This is a genomic window from Ruegeria sp. AWH4_226 (assembly GCF_056159225.1).
In genome coordinates, this window is record NZ_JBSWUU010000001.1 from 3,028,140 (window position 1) to 3,044,564 (window position 16,425).

The following is a 16,425-nucleotide window of genomic DNA, read 5'->3' on the forward strand; positions in this document are numbered from 1 at the left end:
TCAGAACACGGGCGATGCATAATTCTGATGGGGTCAGTGCCACCACATCTGGACGAAAAGACGTAAAGGTGAAATCTAATGACCCTCCCCAATCACATGTCCGGCGTTTACCTGACCCGACACGGCGGGCCAGAGGCTCTGGAATGGCGCGATGACATACCGGTGCCAAGGCCCGGTCCGCGGCAGGTTGTGGTTCGGGTTGCAGCGGCGGGCGTGAACAACACCGATATCAATACGCGCGTCGGCTGGTACTCCTCGGACGTGACCGGTGCCACGGATGCCGTCGATCAGGATGTTGAGGCCGGAGGCTGGGGCGGTGCGTTGCAGTTCCCGCGCATTCAGGGCGGTGATCTGTGCGGGATCGTAGCGGCGGTTGGGCAAGGGGCACCGTTCCGACCCGGCCAGCGCGTGACCTGTCCGATCAACCTGCCACGGCCACGACCCGGAAACCCGACCGGTTTTATCGCCTTGGGCTCAGAAATGGACGGAGCTTTTGCGCAATATTGTCTGGTCGAGGCGGATGATCTTTATGATGTTTCGGCCTCACCTCTGTCTGATGTCGAGATTGCCGCGATCCCCTGTGCTTTTGGCACCGCCGAAAACCTGCTGACCCGCGCAGGTGTAAGCCCGGGGCAGAAATTGCTGGTCACAGGCGCATCGGGCGGTGTTGGACTGGCCGCCGTGCAGCTGGCGGCGTTGCGCGGGGCAACGGTTTGGGGTGTGACCAGCCCTGCCAAGGAAGAGGTTGTCAAATGCCAGGGCGCTGTAGATACGTTCGACCGTGACGCGGCGCTGCCCACTGACACATTCGACGTGGTGATCGACGTTGTGGGTGGACCTGCGTGGCCCGGTCTGATCCTTGCGCTGAAGCCGGGTGGACACTATGCGGTTTCAGGTGCCATCGCTGGCCCGGTGGTGAAGGCCGATCTGCGCGACATCTACCTGCGCGACATCACCATTCACGGCTGCACCCATCAGGCCTTCGAGGTATTTGGGCGGCTGGTTGAGATGATCAATACCGGCCGGATCAGCCCCTTGATTTCAAAGACCTATCCGCTAAAAGACATCGCTGTTGCACAGGAGGATTTTCAATCCAAATCGTATCCGGGCAAACTTGTTCTGATCCCCTAACTAGGCAAAAAACATGGCGAATATCACTCTTTTGGATGGCTCAATCGGTCAGGAATTGGTCAAACGAAGCGGTGACACGCCAACACCCTTGTGGTCGACCCGCGTCATGATTGACCATCCTGAGCTGGTTGGGGACGTGCATGCAGAGTATTTCCGGCGCGGGGCGACGGTGGCCACAACAAACACCTACGCCATTCACCGGTCGCGGCTTGCGCGGGAGCAGATGGAAGACCAACTGGCGGATCTGGTCAACGCGGCCCTGACACAGGCCGAACAGGCGCGCGGGTCGTATGGCGGGCGCATTGCCGGGGCGCTTGGGCCTTTGCTGGCCTCTTACCGGCCTGACCTGAAACCAGATGTGGACGACGCCGCCGCAAAGTTCGCTGAGCTGGTGCACCTTATGCGTCAACGCGTCGATCTGTTCCTGATCGAAACCGTTTCCTCGGTGCAAGAGGCCGAAGGTGTATTGCGCGGTACTGCGCATAGCGGCAAACCGGTCTGGCTTGGGCTTTCGGTCATGGATGATGACGGGACACGCTTGCGTTCGGGCGAGCCGCTTTCCGATATCGCTCCGGTAGTGGATCGTTTCGCGCCCGAGGCTGTTCTGATCAACTGCTCGCGCCCCGAGGCCATCCCGGTTGCGCTGGAGGTCATCGCAGAACTGGGGCGTCCTTTCGGTGCCTATGCCAACGGGTTCACGCGCATCACCCAGGGGTTTTTACAAGACGCGCCCACGGTGGATGAATTGGAACAGCGTCATGATCTGGGACCTGACGCCTATGCGGATCACGCAATGGGCTGGGTGGCGCAAGGGGCAACCATAGTTGGCGGCTGTTGTGAAGTCGGGCCGGACCATATCGAAACCCTTGCCCACCGGCTGCGCGCAGCCGGTCACCAAATCGTTTAAGGGGCGGCGGATGGGGACACCGGTGGACGCTTCAACACAAACACCGCAGCACTTTGATATTCTGGTTGCGCAAGGGTTTGTTCTGTTGGAGTTGGCCTCTCTGGTCGAAGTGCTGCGCCTCGCCAACCGGGTGTGTCCAACCCCGCCGTTTACCTATCGCTACCGATCGCTGAAAGGCGGTCCGATCCTGAGCAGCAGCGAGGCGATGGTTCAAACCGAACCTGTCCCGGTGCAGCCAAACGCGAATTACCTGTTCGTTATCGGTAATTCCGACCCCGACCATCCTGCTTTGTCGCTGGGGCGCGTTGTGTCCGACTACACGTTCCGCGGGGCCAAGGTGTTTCTGCTGGCCGAAGCCGCCAGCCGCTATATCGACGAACACGGCACCGAGGACATGGCAACCCACTGGGAAAACGCTTCGTTCCTGCGCGAACGCGGTGCCCGGTTCGAAGCCAAGCTGTCGATCGCCACGGAACAAGGTGCGGTTGTGACCTGTGCCGGGATGGAGGCGACGATAGATGTGGCGCTTGCCGTGATTGGCCGCCATATCTCAGGCCCGGCTAAGATGACGGTGGCTGATATCATGCTGCATGAGAACATCCGCGATTTTTCCTCGATGCAGCCGTTTTCCGGGGCGAAACAGAGCGCAACCGGCGATGCCAAGCTGGATCAGTGTATCAAACTGATGCAGGCCAATATCGAAGACCCTCTGCCGATCAACCAGATCGTCGAATCGTTGTATCTGTCGAACCGGTCGCTCGAACGGAAATTCAGAACTTTCTTTGGAACAACGCCCAGCGGGTTTTACCGCGAAATGCGGTTGGCCAAGGCGAACAACCTGCTTTTGAACACCACGCTGAGTATCCGCGAAATTGGTCTGGCCTGTGGCTTTCCCAATGGGTTCTCATCGGTGTACAAACGCTTTTTCGGTGTCACCCCGTTTGTTGTACGGCGACAAAAGCGTACGATACCGCATCGGTGAAAATTGCTGATACTGTGACGGTTTTCGCATGTTTGTTGTCGGTCCTTCGTGGCATTTTGGCGCAAACCTGACACAGCGGAGATTTCAGGATGGTTGATCTTCCCAGCACGGCCCGAGTGGTGATCATTGGCGGCGGCGTTATCGGATGCTCGGTCGCGTATCACCTGACAAAGAAGGGTTGGAAGGACGTAGTATTGCTTGAGCGTAAGCAATTGACCAGCGGTACCACATGGCACGCGGCAGGTTTAATTGCGCAGCTACGTGCAACGGCGAACATGACCAAGCTGGCGAAGTACAGCCAAGAGCTCTATGGCTCACTTGAAGAAGAAACTGGTGTCGCCACCGGGTTCAAGCGATGCGGATCAATTACCGTCGCGTTGACTGAGGAACGCAAGGAAGAGATTTACCGCCAGGCCGCCATGGCGCGCGCATTTGGTGTTGAGGTCGAAGAGATTTCGAATGAACGCGTGCAGGCGCTTTATCCGCATCTGAACCTCGACGGTGTCAAAGGTGCTGTTTATTTGCCGCTGGACGGGCAGGGTGACCCGGCAAATATTGCCCTTGCTTTGGCCAAAGGCGCCCGCCAGCGCGGTGGCATTGTAAAGGAACGTGTAAAAGTCACCGATATCGTCAAGCAGGGCCGTGAGGTAACGGGTGTGGATTGGGTGGCGGATGACGGCAGTGCCTCGGGCCATATTGAATGCGATATGGTTGTAAACTGTGCAGGCATGTGGGGCCACGAAGTTGGCCGCATGGCTGGGGTGAACGTTCCGCTGCACGCGTGTGAGCATTTTTACATTGTCACCGAAGCCATTGACGGCCTGACCCAATTGCCAGTGCTGCGCGTCCCCGACGAATGCGCCTATTACAAAGAAGACGCGGGTAAAATGCTGCTGGGCGCGTTTGAGCCAAACGCAAAGCCCTGGGCCATGAAGGGCATCCCTGACAGTTTCGAATTCGACCAGCTACCCGAGGATTTTGACCATTTCGAACCGATCCTTGAGGCCGCGTGCAACCGTATGCCCATGCTGGCCGAGGCGGGTATTCATACCTTTTTCAACGGACCGGAATCTTTCACGCCTGACGATGCCTACCATCTGGGCCTGGCGCCCGAGATGGATAATTTCTGGGTGGCGGCTGGGTTTAACTCGATCGGTATTCAATCAGCGGGCGGTGCCGGTATGGCGCTGGCCGAATGGATGGATAGCGGCGAGAAACCGTTTGATCTGGGGGATGTGGATATCGGCCGGATGCAGCCGTTTCAGGGCAACAAGAAGTATCTGTTCGAACGGTCCAAGGAAACGCTGGGTTTGCTCTATGCCGACCACTACCCCTACCGCCAGAAAGCGACTGCCCGCGGCGTGCGCCGGACGCCCTTCCACCACTACTTGCTGGACCATGGTGCCGTGATGGGTGAGCTGGCTGGTTGGGAACGCGCCAACTGGTTTGCCGGTGAAGGGCAGGAGCGCGAATACCGGTACAGTTGGAAGCGCCAGAACTGGTTCGAGAACTCGGCGGCCGAGCACCGCGCGGTCCGCGAGAATGTCGGCATGTACGATATGTCCTCGTTCGGTAAAATCCGCGTTGAAGGGCCGGATGCCGAGAGATTCATGAACTACATCGGCGGTGGTGACTATTCGGTGCCAACTGGCAAGATCGTATACACGCAGTTCCTGAACCGCACCGGCGGGATCGAGGCGGACGTGACCGTCACGCGCCTGACCGAGACCGCCTATCTGGTTGTCACGCCGGCGGCGACCCGTTTGGCGGATCAGACATGGATGATGCGACATGCAGGTCATTTCAATGTCGTCATCACGGATGTGACTGCTGGCGAAGGTGTTCTGGCTGTTATGGGTCCGAATGCGCGCGCGCTGCTTGAAAAAGTGTCGCCGGGTGATTTTTCGAACGCGACCAATCCATTTGGCACCGCGCAAGAGGTCGAACTCGGCATGGGGCTGGCCCGTGTGCACCGCGTCACATATGTGGGTGAGCTGGGGTGGGAGGTCTATGTCTCGGCGGACATGGCTGGCCATGTTTTTGAAACCCTGTACGAAGCCGGACAGGACATGGGGTTGAAACTTTGCGGTATGCACATGATGGATAGCTGCAGGATCGAAAAGGGGTTCCGCCATTTCGGCCATGACATCACCTGCGAGGATCACGTGGTCGACGCGGGCCTCGGCTTTGCCGTGAAGGTGGACAAGGGCTATGACTTCATCGGACGCGAGGCCGTTATTGCGCGTAAGGAAAGCGGACCGAAGAGCCGTCTGGTGCAATTTAAACTGACCGATCCTGAGCCTTTGCTGTTCCACAACGAACCGATCATTCGGGATGGCGAGTATGTGGGCTATCTGAGTTCGGGCAACTACGGTCATACCCTGGGCGGTGCCATTGGTCTGGGCTATGTCCCCTGCGCAGGGGAGAACGCGGCGGATGTCCTGGCCTCAGACTATGAGATCGACCTGTGCGGTGTGAAAGTTAAGGCAGAGGCATCGCTCAAGCCGATGTACGATCCGAAATCCGAACGCGTTAAGGTGTGATCAAATCGTCGGGGCGCTTCTGCGCCCCAGCCGTTCCCGACCGGCCGTCACTAGTAGGTCGGATACATCAGCATTCGTGATGACCTTGTTCACAGTTTTCTGAGTTCCCAAGCGCGCCTGATTTGCCATAGAGAACCAGGGTATCAATCGGAGACCCGCCGTGGCAGACACTCCCCTACCGCCGAACACGATGGACACGCCCAAGGGGCTGGCGCTGGCTGTTACGGCATACGTCCTGTGGGGCTTTCTGCCGTTGTATATGAAGGCCATTGCGCATGTTGGGGCGGTTGAGATCGTGTCGCATCGCATCATCTGGTCGGTTCCCGTTGCGGGCCTGCTGCTGGTGGCGTTGGGGCGCACGCGGGATTTGAAGGCGGCATTGGTGAACCCCAAGATGCTGGGAATGGCCTGTCTGACGGCGGCGCTGATCTCGGTGAATTGGGCGATCTATGTCTGGTCCATTGCAAATGACCGGGCTTTGGATGCAGCGCTCGGCTATTACATCAACCCATTGTTTAGCATCGCGCTTGGCGCGGTTCTGCTGCGCGAGCCGTTGACAAAAACGCAACTGGCGGCGGTGGCGATTGCCGCGCTGGGCGTGCTGGTTCTGATTGTCGAGGCAGGCAGCTTGCCTTGGCCCGCGCTGGGGCTCATGGTGAGTTGGGGGTTCTATGCCTTTTTCAAACGGTCCCTTCCCATTGGGCCCAATCAGGGCTTTTTGCTTGAGGTTCTGATCCTGCTGATCCCGGCCTTGGCATATGTCACATGGCTGGGCGTGCAAGGCACGGGGCATTTTGGTGTCACTGCGACGGACACCATGCTGCTGGCGGGGGCCGGGATCGTGACGGCGGTGCCGCTGCTTGTCTATGCCAACGGGGCCAAGCTGGTGCGGCTGTCGACGATGGGCATCCTGCAATATATCGCTCCGACCATGATCTTTATCACGGCGATCACTGTTTTTGGTGAACAGATCGACCGAGGGCGCATGATTGCCTTCCCGCTAATCTGGACCGCTTTGGTGGTTTATTCGATCCCGATGATCCGGCAGGTGCGCGCTCAGGCTTGACGCAACAGACGGACGGCTTCTTCGGCCCATAGGGCATAGGCTTTCGGACTGGGGTGATATCCGTCAGGGGCGGCAAGGGCCGGGTCGTCGGGCAGGTCCAGTTTCAGATGCCGGACCTTTGGAAAACTGTCTGCGACCTGCTGCAAACCCTGATCCAGCCGTGCGGCCTGACGTCCAAGAACCCAGGCCAGCGGTTGTGGCAAGGCCGGGAACCTTTGCATCTGTGGAACCGCAGTGACCACAATCCGTCGCGCGCCCAGACGATCGGACAAAAGGTCCAGCAATTGGGTCTGCTGCGTGATGAACCGTTGGCGCGTCACACCTCGGGTCACGTCATTCACGCCAAGCGCGGTGACCGCCATATCGAACTGGTCATTGATTTTGCCAAGCCGCACAATCGCGTCCTGCGTCCGATGTCCGGTCGTGGCCTCAAGCCGCCATTCAACAGCATAGTGCTTGGCCAGTCGCGTGACGAGATACCCGGACAAAGCTTGCGCCTGTGTTCCCGCACCGACCCCGGCGGCAGAGCTGTCTCCGGCGATCAGCAGGCGCAATCGGGGGCCGCGCCCGATGCGTCCTTGGCGTGGGCCAATCGGTTCGGGCAGACGTTGCGCCTTGCGGCGTACCGATAGGCCTTGAGCAGCCAGAACCGGCAGCAAGGGCAAGCGGAGTAGTTGATCTGCGGCAACGGGCATCGTCAGCTCAGCGCGCTTTTGAACTCAAGGAACCGTGCGTCTGTCATGATGCGCGCCATCATCGCCTCACGCAGGGCGCCGATGGTTTTGTATGGCCGCATGACGACCTCGAACTCCTGGATCAAGCCATCTTTGTTGAGGGTTATCAGGTCAACGCCCACGGCATCCAGATGCCCGACCTTGCATTGAAACTCCAAGGCCCAATCGTTGCCTTCGCCCATCACACGGCGATAGCGAAAGTCAGAAAAGACCTGCCCCACATGCCCCAGTACAGCTGCCACAGGCACACGCCCGGTCCAGGTGCTGTAGTAAGTCGGCGGAGAGAACCGAACATCTTCGGCCAGCAATTCGCAGATCAGGCTTTCATCGCCTTTGGCTACTACCTCTTGCATGCGTTCGATTGTTGGGTGCATGGGGTCTCCTTACCTTTTGGGGCAGAGTTGCGGAACCAGCCCACTCAGGCAAGCCCGACGTTGCGGGAGGTCGCGCGCTGCGATACGCAGGCGCGCATGAGCGAGACCTATGACCCCCCGATGACCCCCTTGGGTGTATTGCACGAGGATGCGCAGTTGATCGTGGTGAACAAGCCTGCGGGCCTGTTGTCAGTGCCGGGGCGGGGCGCGCATCTGGCCGATTGTCTGCTGGCGCGGGTACAGGCGGCATTCCCGCAGGCCCTATTGGTGCATCGGCTGGATCGGGATACATCCGGCGTCATGGTCTTTGCACAAACCCCTCATGCGCAGCGGCACCTGGGCTTGCAATTCGAGAACCGCCAGACCCGCAAGACCTATGTGGCGCGTGTCTGGGGGCGGGTCGCTGATAAAACGGGAACAGTTGACCTGCCGCTGATCGTGGATTGGCCCAACCGACCGCGTCAGATGGTGTGTCACGAGACGGGCAAGGCAGCCATCACAGAGTGGCGCGTCGTGAAGCATGAGGGTGAAACGACCCGCCTTCGGCTATTCCCAAAAACGGGCCGTTCGCACCAGTTGCGCGTACATATGCAGGCGCTGGGCCACCCGATTCTGGGTGACCCGTTTTACGCCGAAAGGCCAGCGCGGGATTTCCCGCGCCTGATGCTGCATTCCGAAGAGCTGCGGCTTAAACACCCCGAAGGCGGTGTTTCGATGAAGTTTCGGGCCAAAGCGGATTTCTAGAACTCAGGCCGGTTTTCTCAAAAGCCGTTTCAACTTTCCGAGAGAAAGCCACCTTTTGCGTGTCTTCGGACTGTCCGGGTTGCAGTGTCGGGCCGCGGCAATCTCGCGCTCGATTTCGAACGCCCGCAAAGCGTGGTCCTGAGACCATTGACCAAGTTTCAGCGTCATCATGACGTGGTTGTCGAGGCAGGGCATGTTCTGTCTCCGTTTATTCAAGAACGGGCCCAGCTTCGCGCATCACTCCTGACATTACCCTGTCAGGGGCGAGTGCTAAGATGTCAGCAGATTTCACGGAGGAACACATGCGCCGCTCAACCAGATTGTTCGAAATCATCCAGATCCTGCGGGCTGCTGGCGCGCCGGTAACCGCCGAAGACCTAGCAAAGCAGTTGGAAGTATCCGTACGCACGGTCTATCGCGACATCGCCGAGTTGCAGGCCCAGCGAACGCCTATCGAAGGCGAGGCGGGTATCGGGTATCTGATGCGGCGCGGGTATGATCTGCCGCCCTTGAACTTCGACGCCGAAGAAGTCGAGGCGCTGTGGGTCGGTCTATCGCTTCTGGCGCGAACCGGTGACAGCCATCTGCAGCGCGCGGCCAACCGTATCTGCCAAAAGATCGAGGCGCTGCATTGTCCTGCGGACTGGCTGCATGTTGCACCTTGGGGCACCCCGCTTGATGATCCGGCGAAGGGCTGCGTTCCCGTTGCCAGTTTTCGCGAAGCAATCCGGGCCGAACAGAAAATTCGCATTTCTTACGTGAATGGCGACGGAGATCGTACGGAACGCGTGGTTCGTCCGGTGGCGCTGATCTACCATACCGAATGTACGATGCTGGCGGGGTGGTGCGAACTGCGCGAAGCTTTCAGGCATTTCCGAACCGACCGCATCTGGGCCAGCGAATACACTGGGCAAAGCTTTTCCGGACAGGCAAGGTCGCTTCGGGAACTCTGGCAGGAACGAAATAGTGCACAAGCACTGGCTGACCGATGCGACCCGTCCCAATTGGCGGGTATTCGCTGATTTCACCTGATTGTTGCTTGAGCCTAACTGCGGGTAAAGCGATATACTGCACCAAACAATATGCGCCCGGGGAACGGGCGCCGGAGCAGAAGGTGTTATCATGTTGATTTCTAAATTTCTTATTCCCGCCGGGCTGGGTGCGGCCATGATGCTGGCCGCCTGTGCCGATCCGGGTACGCTGAACTTGCCTGCCGATCCCAATCAGAACACCAGGCAGGGCGCAATTCTGGGTGGCTTGGTTGGTGCCGGGGTAGGTGCCATCGCGAACAGTTCGGATCCGCTATTGGGTGCGGCTGCCGGTGCGGCGATTGGTGCCGCCGGAGGAGGTCTGATCGGTAATCAACTGGATAGGCAAGCGGCTGAACTGCGCCAGCAACTGGCCAATCAGGGAATCATCGTCACCAACGCCGGTGACCGCCTGATCGTTACCGTGCCGAATGATATCACCTTTGATACCGACAGCGCGACCGTTCGCCCGGCGCTGCGGTCTGATCTGGTGCGGGTGGGGCAAAACCTTGTGAACTACCCCAATTCGAACGTTCAGGTCATCGGCCACACCGACAGTGATGGGGAGGCGTCGTACAACCAGGCCTTGTCCGAACGCCGCGCCCGATCAGTGGCAGACATCTTGCAGGCCAATGGCGTCAGCGGCGCCCGGATTTCAACGCTTGGTCTTGGGGAAAGTCGGCCGGCCGCCTCGAACCTGACGCCTGAGGGCAAGTCGCAGAATCGCCGGGTCGATATCGAAATCGTTCCCAACGGCCGTACCTGAGCAATCAGGGCGCGTTTCGACGCGCCCAGTTTGCACATTGACGGTGCGTCACATGGGCTTTGGCGCTTACAAATTCTGAACTAGCTATTGGGAATTACAATAGCGGAGCTGATGAATGTCCGAACCGATCCTACTGAGCCTGTCGGGCTCATTACGCCAAAATGCGACCAACCGAAAACTACTGCGGGAGGCCGCGCGCCTGTTTGCGCCTGGAACACATATCGAGGCAGATTTGAACCTGCCCCTGTATGATGGGGATCTTGAGGATGGTGAAGGCATTCCCGAGGCCGTACAGACCCTGTCCGACCAAATCGCGCAGGCCCATGCGGTCATCATCTCTACCCCGGAATACAACAAGGGGCCGTCCGGCGTTCTGAAAAACGCGCTGGATTGGGTCAGCCGGACGGGCGGGCGACCCTGGGCTGACAAACCGGTGGCCGTGATGTCCGCCGCCGCTGGCCGCGCTGGTGGCGAGCGCGCGCAGATGGTGTTGCGCGGCTACATGGTGCCGTTCCAGCCGCGTATCCTGCAAGGGCCTGAAATGCACCTGGCCGACAGTTCCAACGAGTTTGATGAACATGGTAAACTTACCAGTGACCGCTATGAAAGCACGTTGCGGACCCTGATGGAAAAGCTAAGGGCTGAGGCGGGTTTCTAGCGCTTGTTCCCGCGTGAACGGCTGCCTAATCTGCCGTCATGACAGTGGAAATTCAAACCGATGTAATGGACCCGGCCCGGGCCGCTGCTCTGCTGGTGGCGCTGGGCCAAGAAGGTGCGGTTGCAGATGGCTCTCCACTGCCATCGTTTTTTCACCAGCTCTATTTCTGGTCGCCGCGCCCACCCTCTCAGCTTGGTCGGGACGGGCACCCGAGAGTTGGCGAAGGGGTGATCCCTGATATGGGGCTGCCCCGCCGGATGTGGGCGGGCGGACGGTTGCAATTCGATGCGCCTTTGATCGCGGGCCGAGAAGCCGAGCGGCGAACTACCTGCGAAAATGCAACCTCAAAGACTGGGCGCACCGGTCTGCTGGGGTTTGTCACTCTACGCCACGAAATCTGGCAAGACGACGCTTTGTGCGTGACCGAATGGCAGGATTTGGTTTACCGTCAGGACCCCGCTGCTGATGAGGTCAAGCCAACGCCCCCCACCGCCCGCACCGATCAGACCGATCAGCGCGATGTCACGTTCGATTCGACCTTGCTGTTTCGCTATTCCGCGCTGACCTTCAATGGTCACCGAATCCACTATGATCTGGACTATGCCCGCGACGTTGAAGGCTATGCCGGACTGGTCGTCCATGGCCCGTTGCTCGCGCAATTGCTGATGCGGTTCGCCGAAGACATGCTGGGGCCGTTGGCGCAGTTTTCTTTTCGCGCCACAGCGCCCTTGATGCATTTCGAAACGGCGACCCTGTGCCGGGAAGGCCATGCGCTGTGGGTGCGCGGCCCTGATGGGCGGCAATGTATGACAGCCAAGGCTGTTCCGCGATCAGAGTGAAGCCTCAGGCCGGAACTCATCGGGTATATTGTCGATTCCCTCAAGAACCAGATCAGCCATCACCTCGGCGATCTTCGGAGCCATGCCAAAGCCGATCTTGAAACCTCCGTTCGCGATGAACTGGCCTTGGTAAAGCGGATGAGCGCCTAGCATCGGTGCGCGGCTTTTGCTGCGGGGCCGCACTCCGGCCCACCTTTCGAGAACCTCGGCACCGTGAAGCACTGGCACGGCGCGAGTTGCCCGCTCAAGCACATCGTCCAAGGCGGCGTCGGTGCTGGTGGGATCATCATAGTCGCGCTCTGACGTGGAGCCGATCGCCAGCGTGCCGTCCGCATGGGGGACGAAGTGAATGGCATCAGCGAACAGTTGCGGTACGTCGCCCGCGTCGAACCGCAGTAGCGCGGCCTGACCTTTGACCCCATTGCCGACCGTTTTCCCGAATGTGGCGGAAAGCTCTTGCAATCCGGCAAGACCCGTTGCGTGGACCACCTGCCCTTGGTCCGGCGCGTCCGGGACCACGTTGACCCCCATCACCGCCAGCGCAGACACCAGCGCGGCACAGGCGCGTCGGGGATGCATCCGGGCGCTAAGCGTATCGTGAATCACGAAACCGGTCGGGCTGGGCGGACACCATGAGCCAAGTGTGTGGCCCTCGACCACACGCCATTCCGCCCGACCCTGCCAAAGCTGCGCTGCGGTCTGTGACCGCGCGTGGGCAAGTTTTAACGCCCGGTCGTCTGCGATGGGCTGCAACCGTCCCAACCGCGCATATCCGGATGAGACGCCGCCGGTGGCTTCGACCTGTTTCCAGAAGCGTTCTGCCATCAACAGGCTGTCGAACTGAAACGCCTTTTTGGCGTTCCAGTTTTCGGGCACATGTGGGGCCAGCGCACCGACAAGCCCACCGCTGGACCCGGCACCGGGACCAAACGGATCGACGACCTGAACCTTGGCGCCGCGCCGGGCGCATATCCACGCGATGGACAGGCCAAAAATACCTGCGCCGCGCACCGTCACATCGGCCATTGCCATTCCCCTTGTCCTTGTTCAGTGTCGCGCCGGTTAGCTACAGGATTCCCCGATGGCAGGCCAGCACGCCGAACTCACATGGACCGAGGATCACATCCCGGTCTCGGATCGTTTTGACGACCCTTATTATTCGTTGCAGAACGGGTTGGAGGAAACACGGCACGTGTTTTTGGCAGGTAACGATCTGCCTGCGCGGTTTGCACCGGGGTTCCGCATTGCCGAACTGGGCTTTGGCACGGGTCTGAACATGCTGACCGCTTGGTCCGAATGGGAAAAATCCGGTCAGACAACGCCCTTATCCTTCACCAGTTTCGAAGCGTTTCCGACGACTGCGCAGGATATGGCGCGTGCGCTGGCGGCCTTTCCTGAACTGAAACCATGGGCCGCCCGTTTTCTGGCCCGGTGGCAGGGCGGCACATGCAAGCTGGATACCTTGCACCTTGACGTTATCGAGGGTGACGCGCGTCAGACATTGCCCGCATGGACGGATCAGGCCGATGCGTGGTTTCTGGATGGATTCTCGCCTGCCAAGAATCCGGAATTGTGGGGCGCTGACCTGATGCAACAGGTCGCCAGCCACACTGTAAAAGGGGGCACCGCGGCGACTTATACTGCAGCAGGATTTGTGCGGCGGGGGTTGCAAGAGGCAGGCTTTAACGTATCCCGCACCCCCGGATTTGGCCGCAAGCGCCACATGACCCGTGCGGTTTGGCCATGACACAACAGAACAACGCCCGTGCAGGCATTGCACTGATGATTGCCGCTACAATCGTGTTTGCGCTTCAGGACGGTATCTCGCGTCATCTGGCGGGGACCTATAACACCTACATGGTTGTCATGATCCGTTACTGGTTCTTCGCGGCCTTTGTCATCGCCCTGGCTGGCCGCGCGCCCGGAGGCTTAAAGGCCGCGTCGCAGACCAGTCAGCTTGGGTTGCAGGTGTTTCGTGGCATCTTGCTGGCGGCCGAGATTTGCGTTGCCGTATTCGCCTTTACGGTTCTTGGGCTGATCGACAGTATGGCGGTTTTCATCTGCTATCCCCTTTTGGTGGCAGCGCTCAGTGGCCCGGTTCTGGGTGAAAGTGTCGGCTGGCGCCGCTGGACTGCAATTGGTGTGGGATGCATCGGGGTGCTGATCATTCTGCAACCCGGCAAAGGTGTATTCAATCCGTGGGCTGTTCTGCCTTTGATGTCAGCACTGATGTTCGCGGTCTATGGCTTGCTGACCCGCTATGCCGCTCGCAAGGACAGTTCGGCCACCAGCTTCTTCTGGACGGGTATCGCCGGGTCGGTGACGATGACCTTGGTTGGCATGTGGTTCTGGGAGCCGATGGCCCAATCGGATTGGGCGTGGATGGCGCTGCTGTGCGTCAGCGGTGTCAGCGGGCACTGGTTGCTGATCAAATGCTATGAAATGTCTGAGGCCAGCACAGTACAGCCTTTTGCCTATTTACACCTCGTATGGACCTCCATCCTTGGAATCTCGGTCTTTGGGGAGGCGCTGCGGCCAGAAGTTGTTCTGGGCGCAGCCTTGGTCGTAAGCGCCGGTTTGTTCACCCTATGGCGCGAAAGACACCAGGGTTGACCCGATCAGCTCTTGCGAAAACGGAATCGGTAGTGCGGGCTGACCCAGCCGCGCGCGGTAAATCGGCAGGCTTTCCGCCACCCGCATCACATAGTTGCGGGTCTCACTGAACGGGATGGTTTCAATCCAGTCGACCACGTCGATCTGACCGGCGCGGGGATCGCCGTACCGCTCCATCCACGAGATCGGGCGGCGTGGCCCGGCATTGTAACCAGCGGCCATCATCACCACGTTGCCATTGAAATCTGCGGCCAGCCCAGACAGATAATTCGCGCCCAATTTGGCGTTGTACTGCCAGTCCGAGGTCAGCTTGATCGTCTTGTGCCCGCTCAGGATGCCAAGCTCTTTCGCGACCAGTTGCGCCGTGGCGGGCATCACCTGCATCAAGCCGCGTGCGCCTGCGCCGCTGATCACCACCGGATCAAACTCGCTTTCGCGGCGGGCGATGGCCAGCGTCATCTCTTTCGCCATGGGCAGCCCCATATCGGCCACCGGGTGTACCGGATAATAGGCCGCAGGCAGAACAATACCGCTTTGGGCCGCGCGTTTTGCGATCATCACCGCCAGATGAGGCTCGTTCAACTCGATCACCAGATCACCCAGCTGCGTTGCTTCGGTCTGATCGAGGCTTTCAACCAGATGGGTCAGAAAACGTTCGGAATTATTGTCTTCACCCGCGCGCAGCAACAGCAGACCAGCCTCCAAGACACTGGAGTCAGCAAAGTCAGCCTGTTTCCAATGCGGTGCACGGCGGGGGTTGGCCAGATCGCTGTCAAAAGGTCGTCCGATCCGCTCGGCTGCCAAAAGGCCATAGAACGAGGTTTGGTGATCGGCGCCAACCGAATATGCTGCATAGGCTTTGTCCGCATCACCCAGCGCCGCATAGGCCCGCCCCAACCAGTACCCTCCGCGCCCTTTCGAAATCGGTGACTGTACAGCTGCCGAGAAGTTCTGGAAATGTCGTACCGCTGTGGCAGGGTCATTCAGCTTGCGCAACGCAAGGAACCCTGCCAGCCATTCCAGATCCGCATAGGCATAGCCCATTTCCGGTGTCATGTGATGGTTGGCTGCGATCCGATAGGCCCGATTGGCGTCACCATTACGCATCTCAAGCCGCGCCAGTCGCCGACGCCCCTCGGCCCATTTGTCAGGCTCACCCAAGGCATCCGGCCCGGTCGAGCGCGCCAGCATCAGGTCAATTGCACTGTCGTCCAGCTCTTTCTTATCGCGCCAAACAAAGCGGTCAAAGGCCAGTCCTGGTGCCTCTGCCACGGATTTTGGAACTGCGGCGACTTTGCCATCAACGCCGGGTTGGCGTTTCTGCAAGGCGATCCGTGCCTCGGCCAGCTTGCGCTGATCGGTGCTGACCAGCGGTAGCATCTGCGCGGCACTGACAAGGTGGTTGTCCCACAGCATCCTGTCCAAGCGGGCCGCGTGGTGGGGTTTCAGGAGCTTGTTGAAGTTCTCCAAGTAGTCCTTTTGCAGACCCTTGCCCATCGGCATGGTCCGCCACGCGGTCACGAGATCGGCCTGCGCCTCGCCCTGACGCCCTTTCGCCAGCAGTGCCACGGCGTAGTTCAACGCCCCTTCGGCGGTTTGCGGTGGTTTGCCTGCGTAGAATTTCAGCACCCGGTCGGGATCAGCGCCGGTAAAAGCCGGCTCGCTTTTGCGCCGCAACCAGGCCAGACCCGGCCAATCCGGCCGGCGATCCAGAAAAACAAGTACATCGCCCGAGCTGCCATACCCCTCGCGTAGCCAGTGCCACACGATGATATCACGGCTGACCGATCCCCGTTGACCCGACACCCGCAAGGCCGCATTCCAATCGCCCTTGCGCATTTCCGCCATTCCGGCGCGCAAATCGCCCACCGCATCGGCTTGTGCTTGCCCAACTGACCCAAGAATCACCGCTATCAAAAGCGCCAGAACGCGTGTCATGCCTTGCATTTCCCAACCAACCAAGGATAGAGCCAATCAGGATAAACCTTGCGCTGCCGGGATCAACTCACATCGGCTGGATTGAGATGAACCAGGGCGTAA

General features: G+C 59.5%; 16 protein-coding genes. 12 read left to right on the forward strand and 4 right to left on the reverse strand.

What is annotated here, in order from left to right:
- The first annotated feature begins 78 nt into the window (after window positions 1–78).
- From ACXAET_RS15015 to rarD, 5 genes are all read left to right on the forward strand, one after another.
- Complete coding sequence (locus tag ACXAET_RS15015) at window positions 79–1,131, forward strand: alcohol dehydrogenase catalytic domain-containing protein (RefSeq protein WP_475186784.1); 1,053 nt, start codon at window positions 79–81, stop codon at window positions 1,129–1,131.
- A 13-nt stretch (window positions 1,132–1,144) separates the two neighbouring features.
- Window positions 1,145–2,038, forward strand: a complete 894-nt coding sequence (locus ACXAET_RS15020) for a homocysteine S-methyltransferase family protein (RefSeq protein ID WP_475186786.1) — start codon at window positions 1,145–1,147, stop codon at window positions 2,036–2,038.
- Window positions 2,039–2,048: 10 nt separating this feature from the next.
- On the forward strand, window positions 2,049–3,020 hold the full coding sequence (locus tag ACXAET_RS15025) for a GlxA family transcriptional regulator (protein ID WP_475186789.1): 972 nt from the start codon (window positions 2,049–2,051) through the stop codon (window positions 3,018–3,020).
- An 89-nt stretch (window positions 3,021–3,109) separates the two neighbouring features.
- Window positions 3,110–5,563: a GcvT family protein gene (locus ACXAET_RS15030; protein WP_475186790.1), complete on the forward strand. Its 2,454-nt coding sequence runs from the start codon at window positions 3,110–3,112 to the stop codon at window positions 5,561–5,563.
- A gap of 190 nt (window positions 5,564–5,753) precedes the next feature.
- On the forward strand, window positions 5,754–6,629 hold the full coding sequence (rarD, locus tag ACXAET_RS15035) for an EamA family transporter RarD (protein WP_475187229.1): 876 nt from the start codon (window positions 5,754–5,756) through the stop codon (window positions 6,627–6,629).
- On the opposite strand, the gene ACXAET_RS15040 is transcribed toward rarD, so the two are convergent.
- Window positions 6,620–7,324, reverse strand: coding sequence for an SGNH/GDSL hydrolase family protein (locus ACXAET_RS15040; protein ID WP_475186793.1), 705 nt, complete (start codon window positions 7,322–7,324; stop codon window positions 6,620–6,622). The genes rarD and ACXAET_RS15040 overlap by 10 nt on opposite strands.
- Window positions 7,325–7,326: 2 nt before the next feature.
- Window positions 7,327–7,737 carry a nuclear transport factor 2 family protein gene (locus tag ACXAET_RS15045; RefSeq protein ID WP_475186795.1) on the reverse strand — a complete coding sequence of 137 codons (411 nt, stop codon included), beginning with the start codon at window positions 7,735–7,737 and terminating at the stop codon, window positions 7,327–7,329.
- Window positions 7,738–7,833: 96 nt separating this feature from the next.
- On the opposite strand from ACXAET_RS15045, the gene ACXAET_RS15050 reads away from it, so the two are divergent.
- The 5 genes from ACXAET_RS15050 (at window position 7,834) to ACXAET_RS15070 (ending at window position 11,772) form a co-directional block, all read left to right on the forward strand.
- Entirely contained in the window at window positions 7,834–8,481 is a 648-nt protein-coding gene (locus tag ACXAET_RS15050; RefSeq protein ID WP_475186797.1) for an RluA family pseudouridine synthase, read from the forward strand.
- Window positions 8,482–8,783: 302 nt separating this feature from the next.
- Window positions 8,784–9,503 (forward strand): helix-turn-helix transcriptional regulator, encoded by a 720-nt coding sequence (locus ACXAET_RS15055; protein ID WP_475186802.1) that lies wholly within the window; start codon window positions 8,784–8,786, stop codon window positions 9,501–9,503.
- A 100-nt stretch (window positions 9,504–9,603) separates the two neighbouring features.
- Complete coding sequence (locus ACXAET_RS15060) at window positions 9,604–10,275, forward strand: YiaD family glycine zipper/OmpA-like lipoprotein (protein ID WP_475186806.1); 672 nt, start codon at window positions 9,604–9,606, stop codon at window positions 10,273–10,275.
- A 115-nt stretch (window positions 10,276–10,390) separates the two neighbouring features.
- Complete coding sequence (locus ACXAET_RS15065; RefSeq protein ID WP_068337148.1) at window positions 10,391–10,933, forward strand: NADPH-dependent FMN reductase; 543 nt, start codon at window positions 10,391–10,393, stop codon at window positions 10,931–10,933.
- A 38-nt stretch (window positions 10,934–10,971) separates the two neighbouring features.
- Complete coding sequence (locus tag ACXAET_RS15070; RefSeq protein WP_475186810.1) at window positions 10,972–11,772, forward strand: HTD2 family dehydratase; 801 nt, start codon at window positions 10,972–10,974, stop codon at window positions 11,770–11,772.
- Here ACXAET_RS15070 and ACXAET_RS15075 read toward each other — a convergent pair.
- Window positions 11,764–12,804 carry an NAD(P)/FAD-dependent oxidoreductase gene (locus tag ACXAET_RS15075; RefSeq protein WP_475186812.1) on the reverse strand — a complete coding sequence of 347 codons (1,041 nt, stop codon included), beginning with the start codon at window positions 12,802–12,804 and terminating at the stop codon, window positions 11,764–11,766. The genes ACXAET_RS15070 and ACXAET_RS15075 overlap by 9 nt on opposite strands.
- 49 nt (window positions 12,805–12,853) lie before the next feature.
- On the opposite strand from ACXAET_RS15075, the gene mnmC2 reads away from it, so the two are divergent.
- A complete protein-coding gene (mnmC2, locus tag ACXAET_RS15080; RefSeq protein ID WP_475186815.1) occupies window positions 12,854–13,519 on the forward strand; it encodes a tRNA (5-methylaminomethyl-2-thiouridine)(34)-methyltransferase MnmC2 in 666 nt (221 codons plus the stop codon).
- Window positions 13,516–14,385, forward strand: a complete 870-nt coding sequence (locus tag ACXAET_RS15085) for a DMT family transporter (RefSeq protein ID WP_475186818.1) — start codon at window positions 13,516–13,518, stop codon at window positions 14,383–14,385. The genes mnmC2 and ACXAET_RS15085 overlap by 4 nt, the downstream gene beginning before the upstream one ends.
- Here the strand turns inward: ACXAET_RS15085 and ACXAET_RS15090 are convergent.
- Window positions 14,359–16,323, reverse strand: a complete 1,965-nt coding sequence (locus tag ACXAET_RS15090; RefSeq protein WP_475186820.1) for a lytic transglycosylase domain-containing protein — start codon at window positions 16,321–16,323, stop codon at window positions 14,359–14,361. The genes ACXAET_RS15085 and ACXAET_RS15090 overlap by 27 nt on opposite strands.
- Window positions 16,324–16,425: the final 102 nt, after the last annotated feature.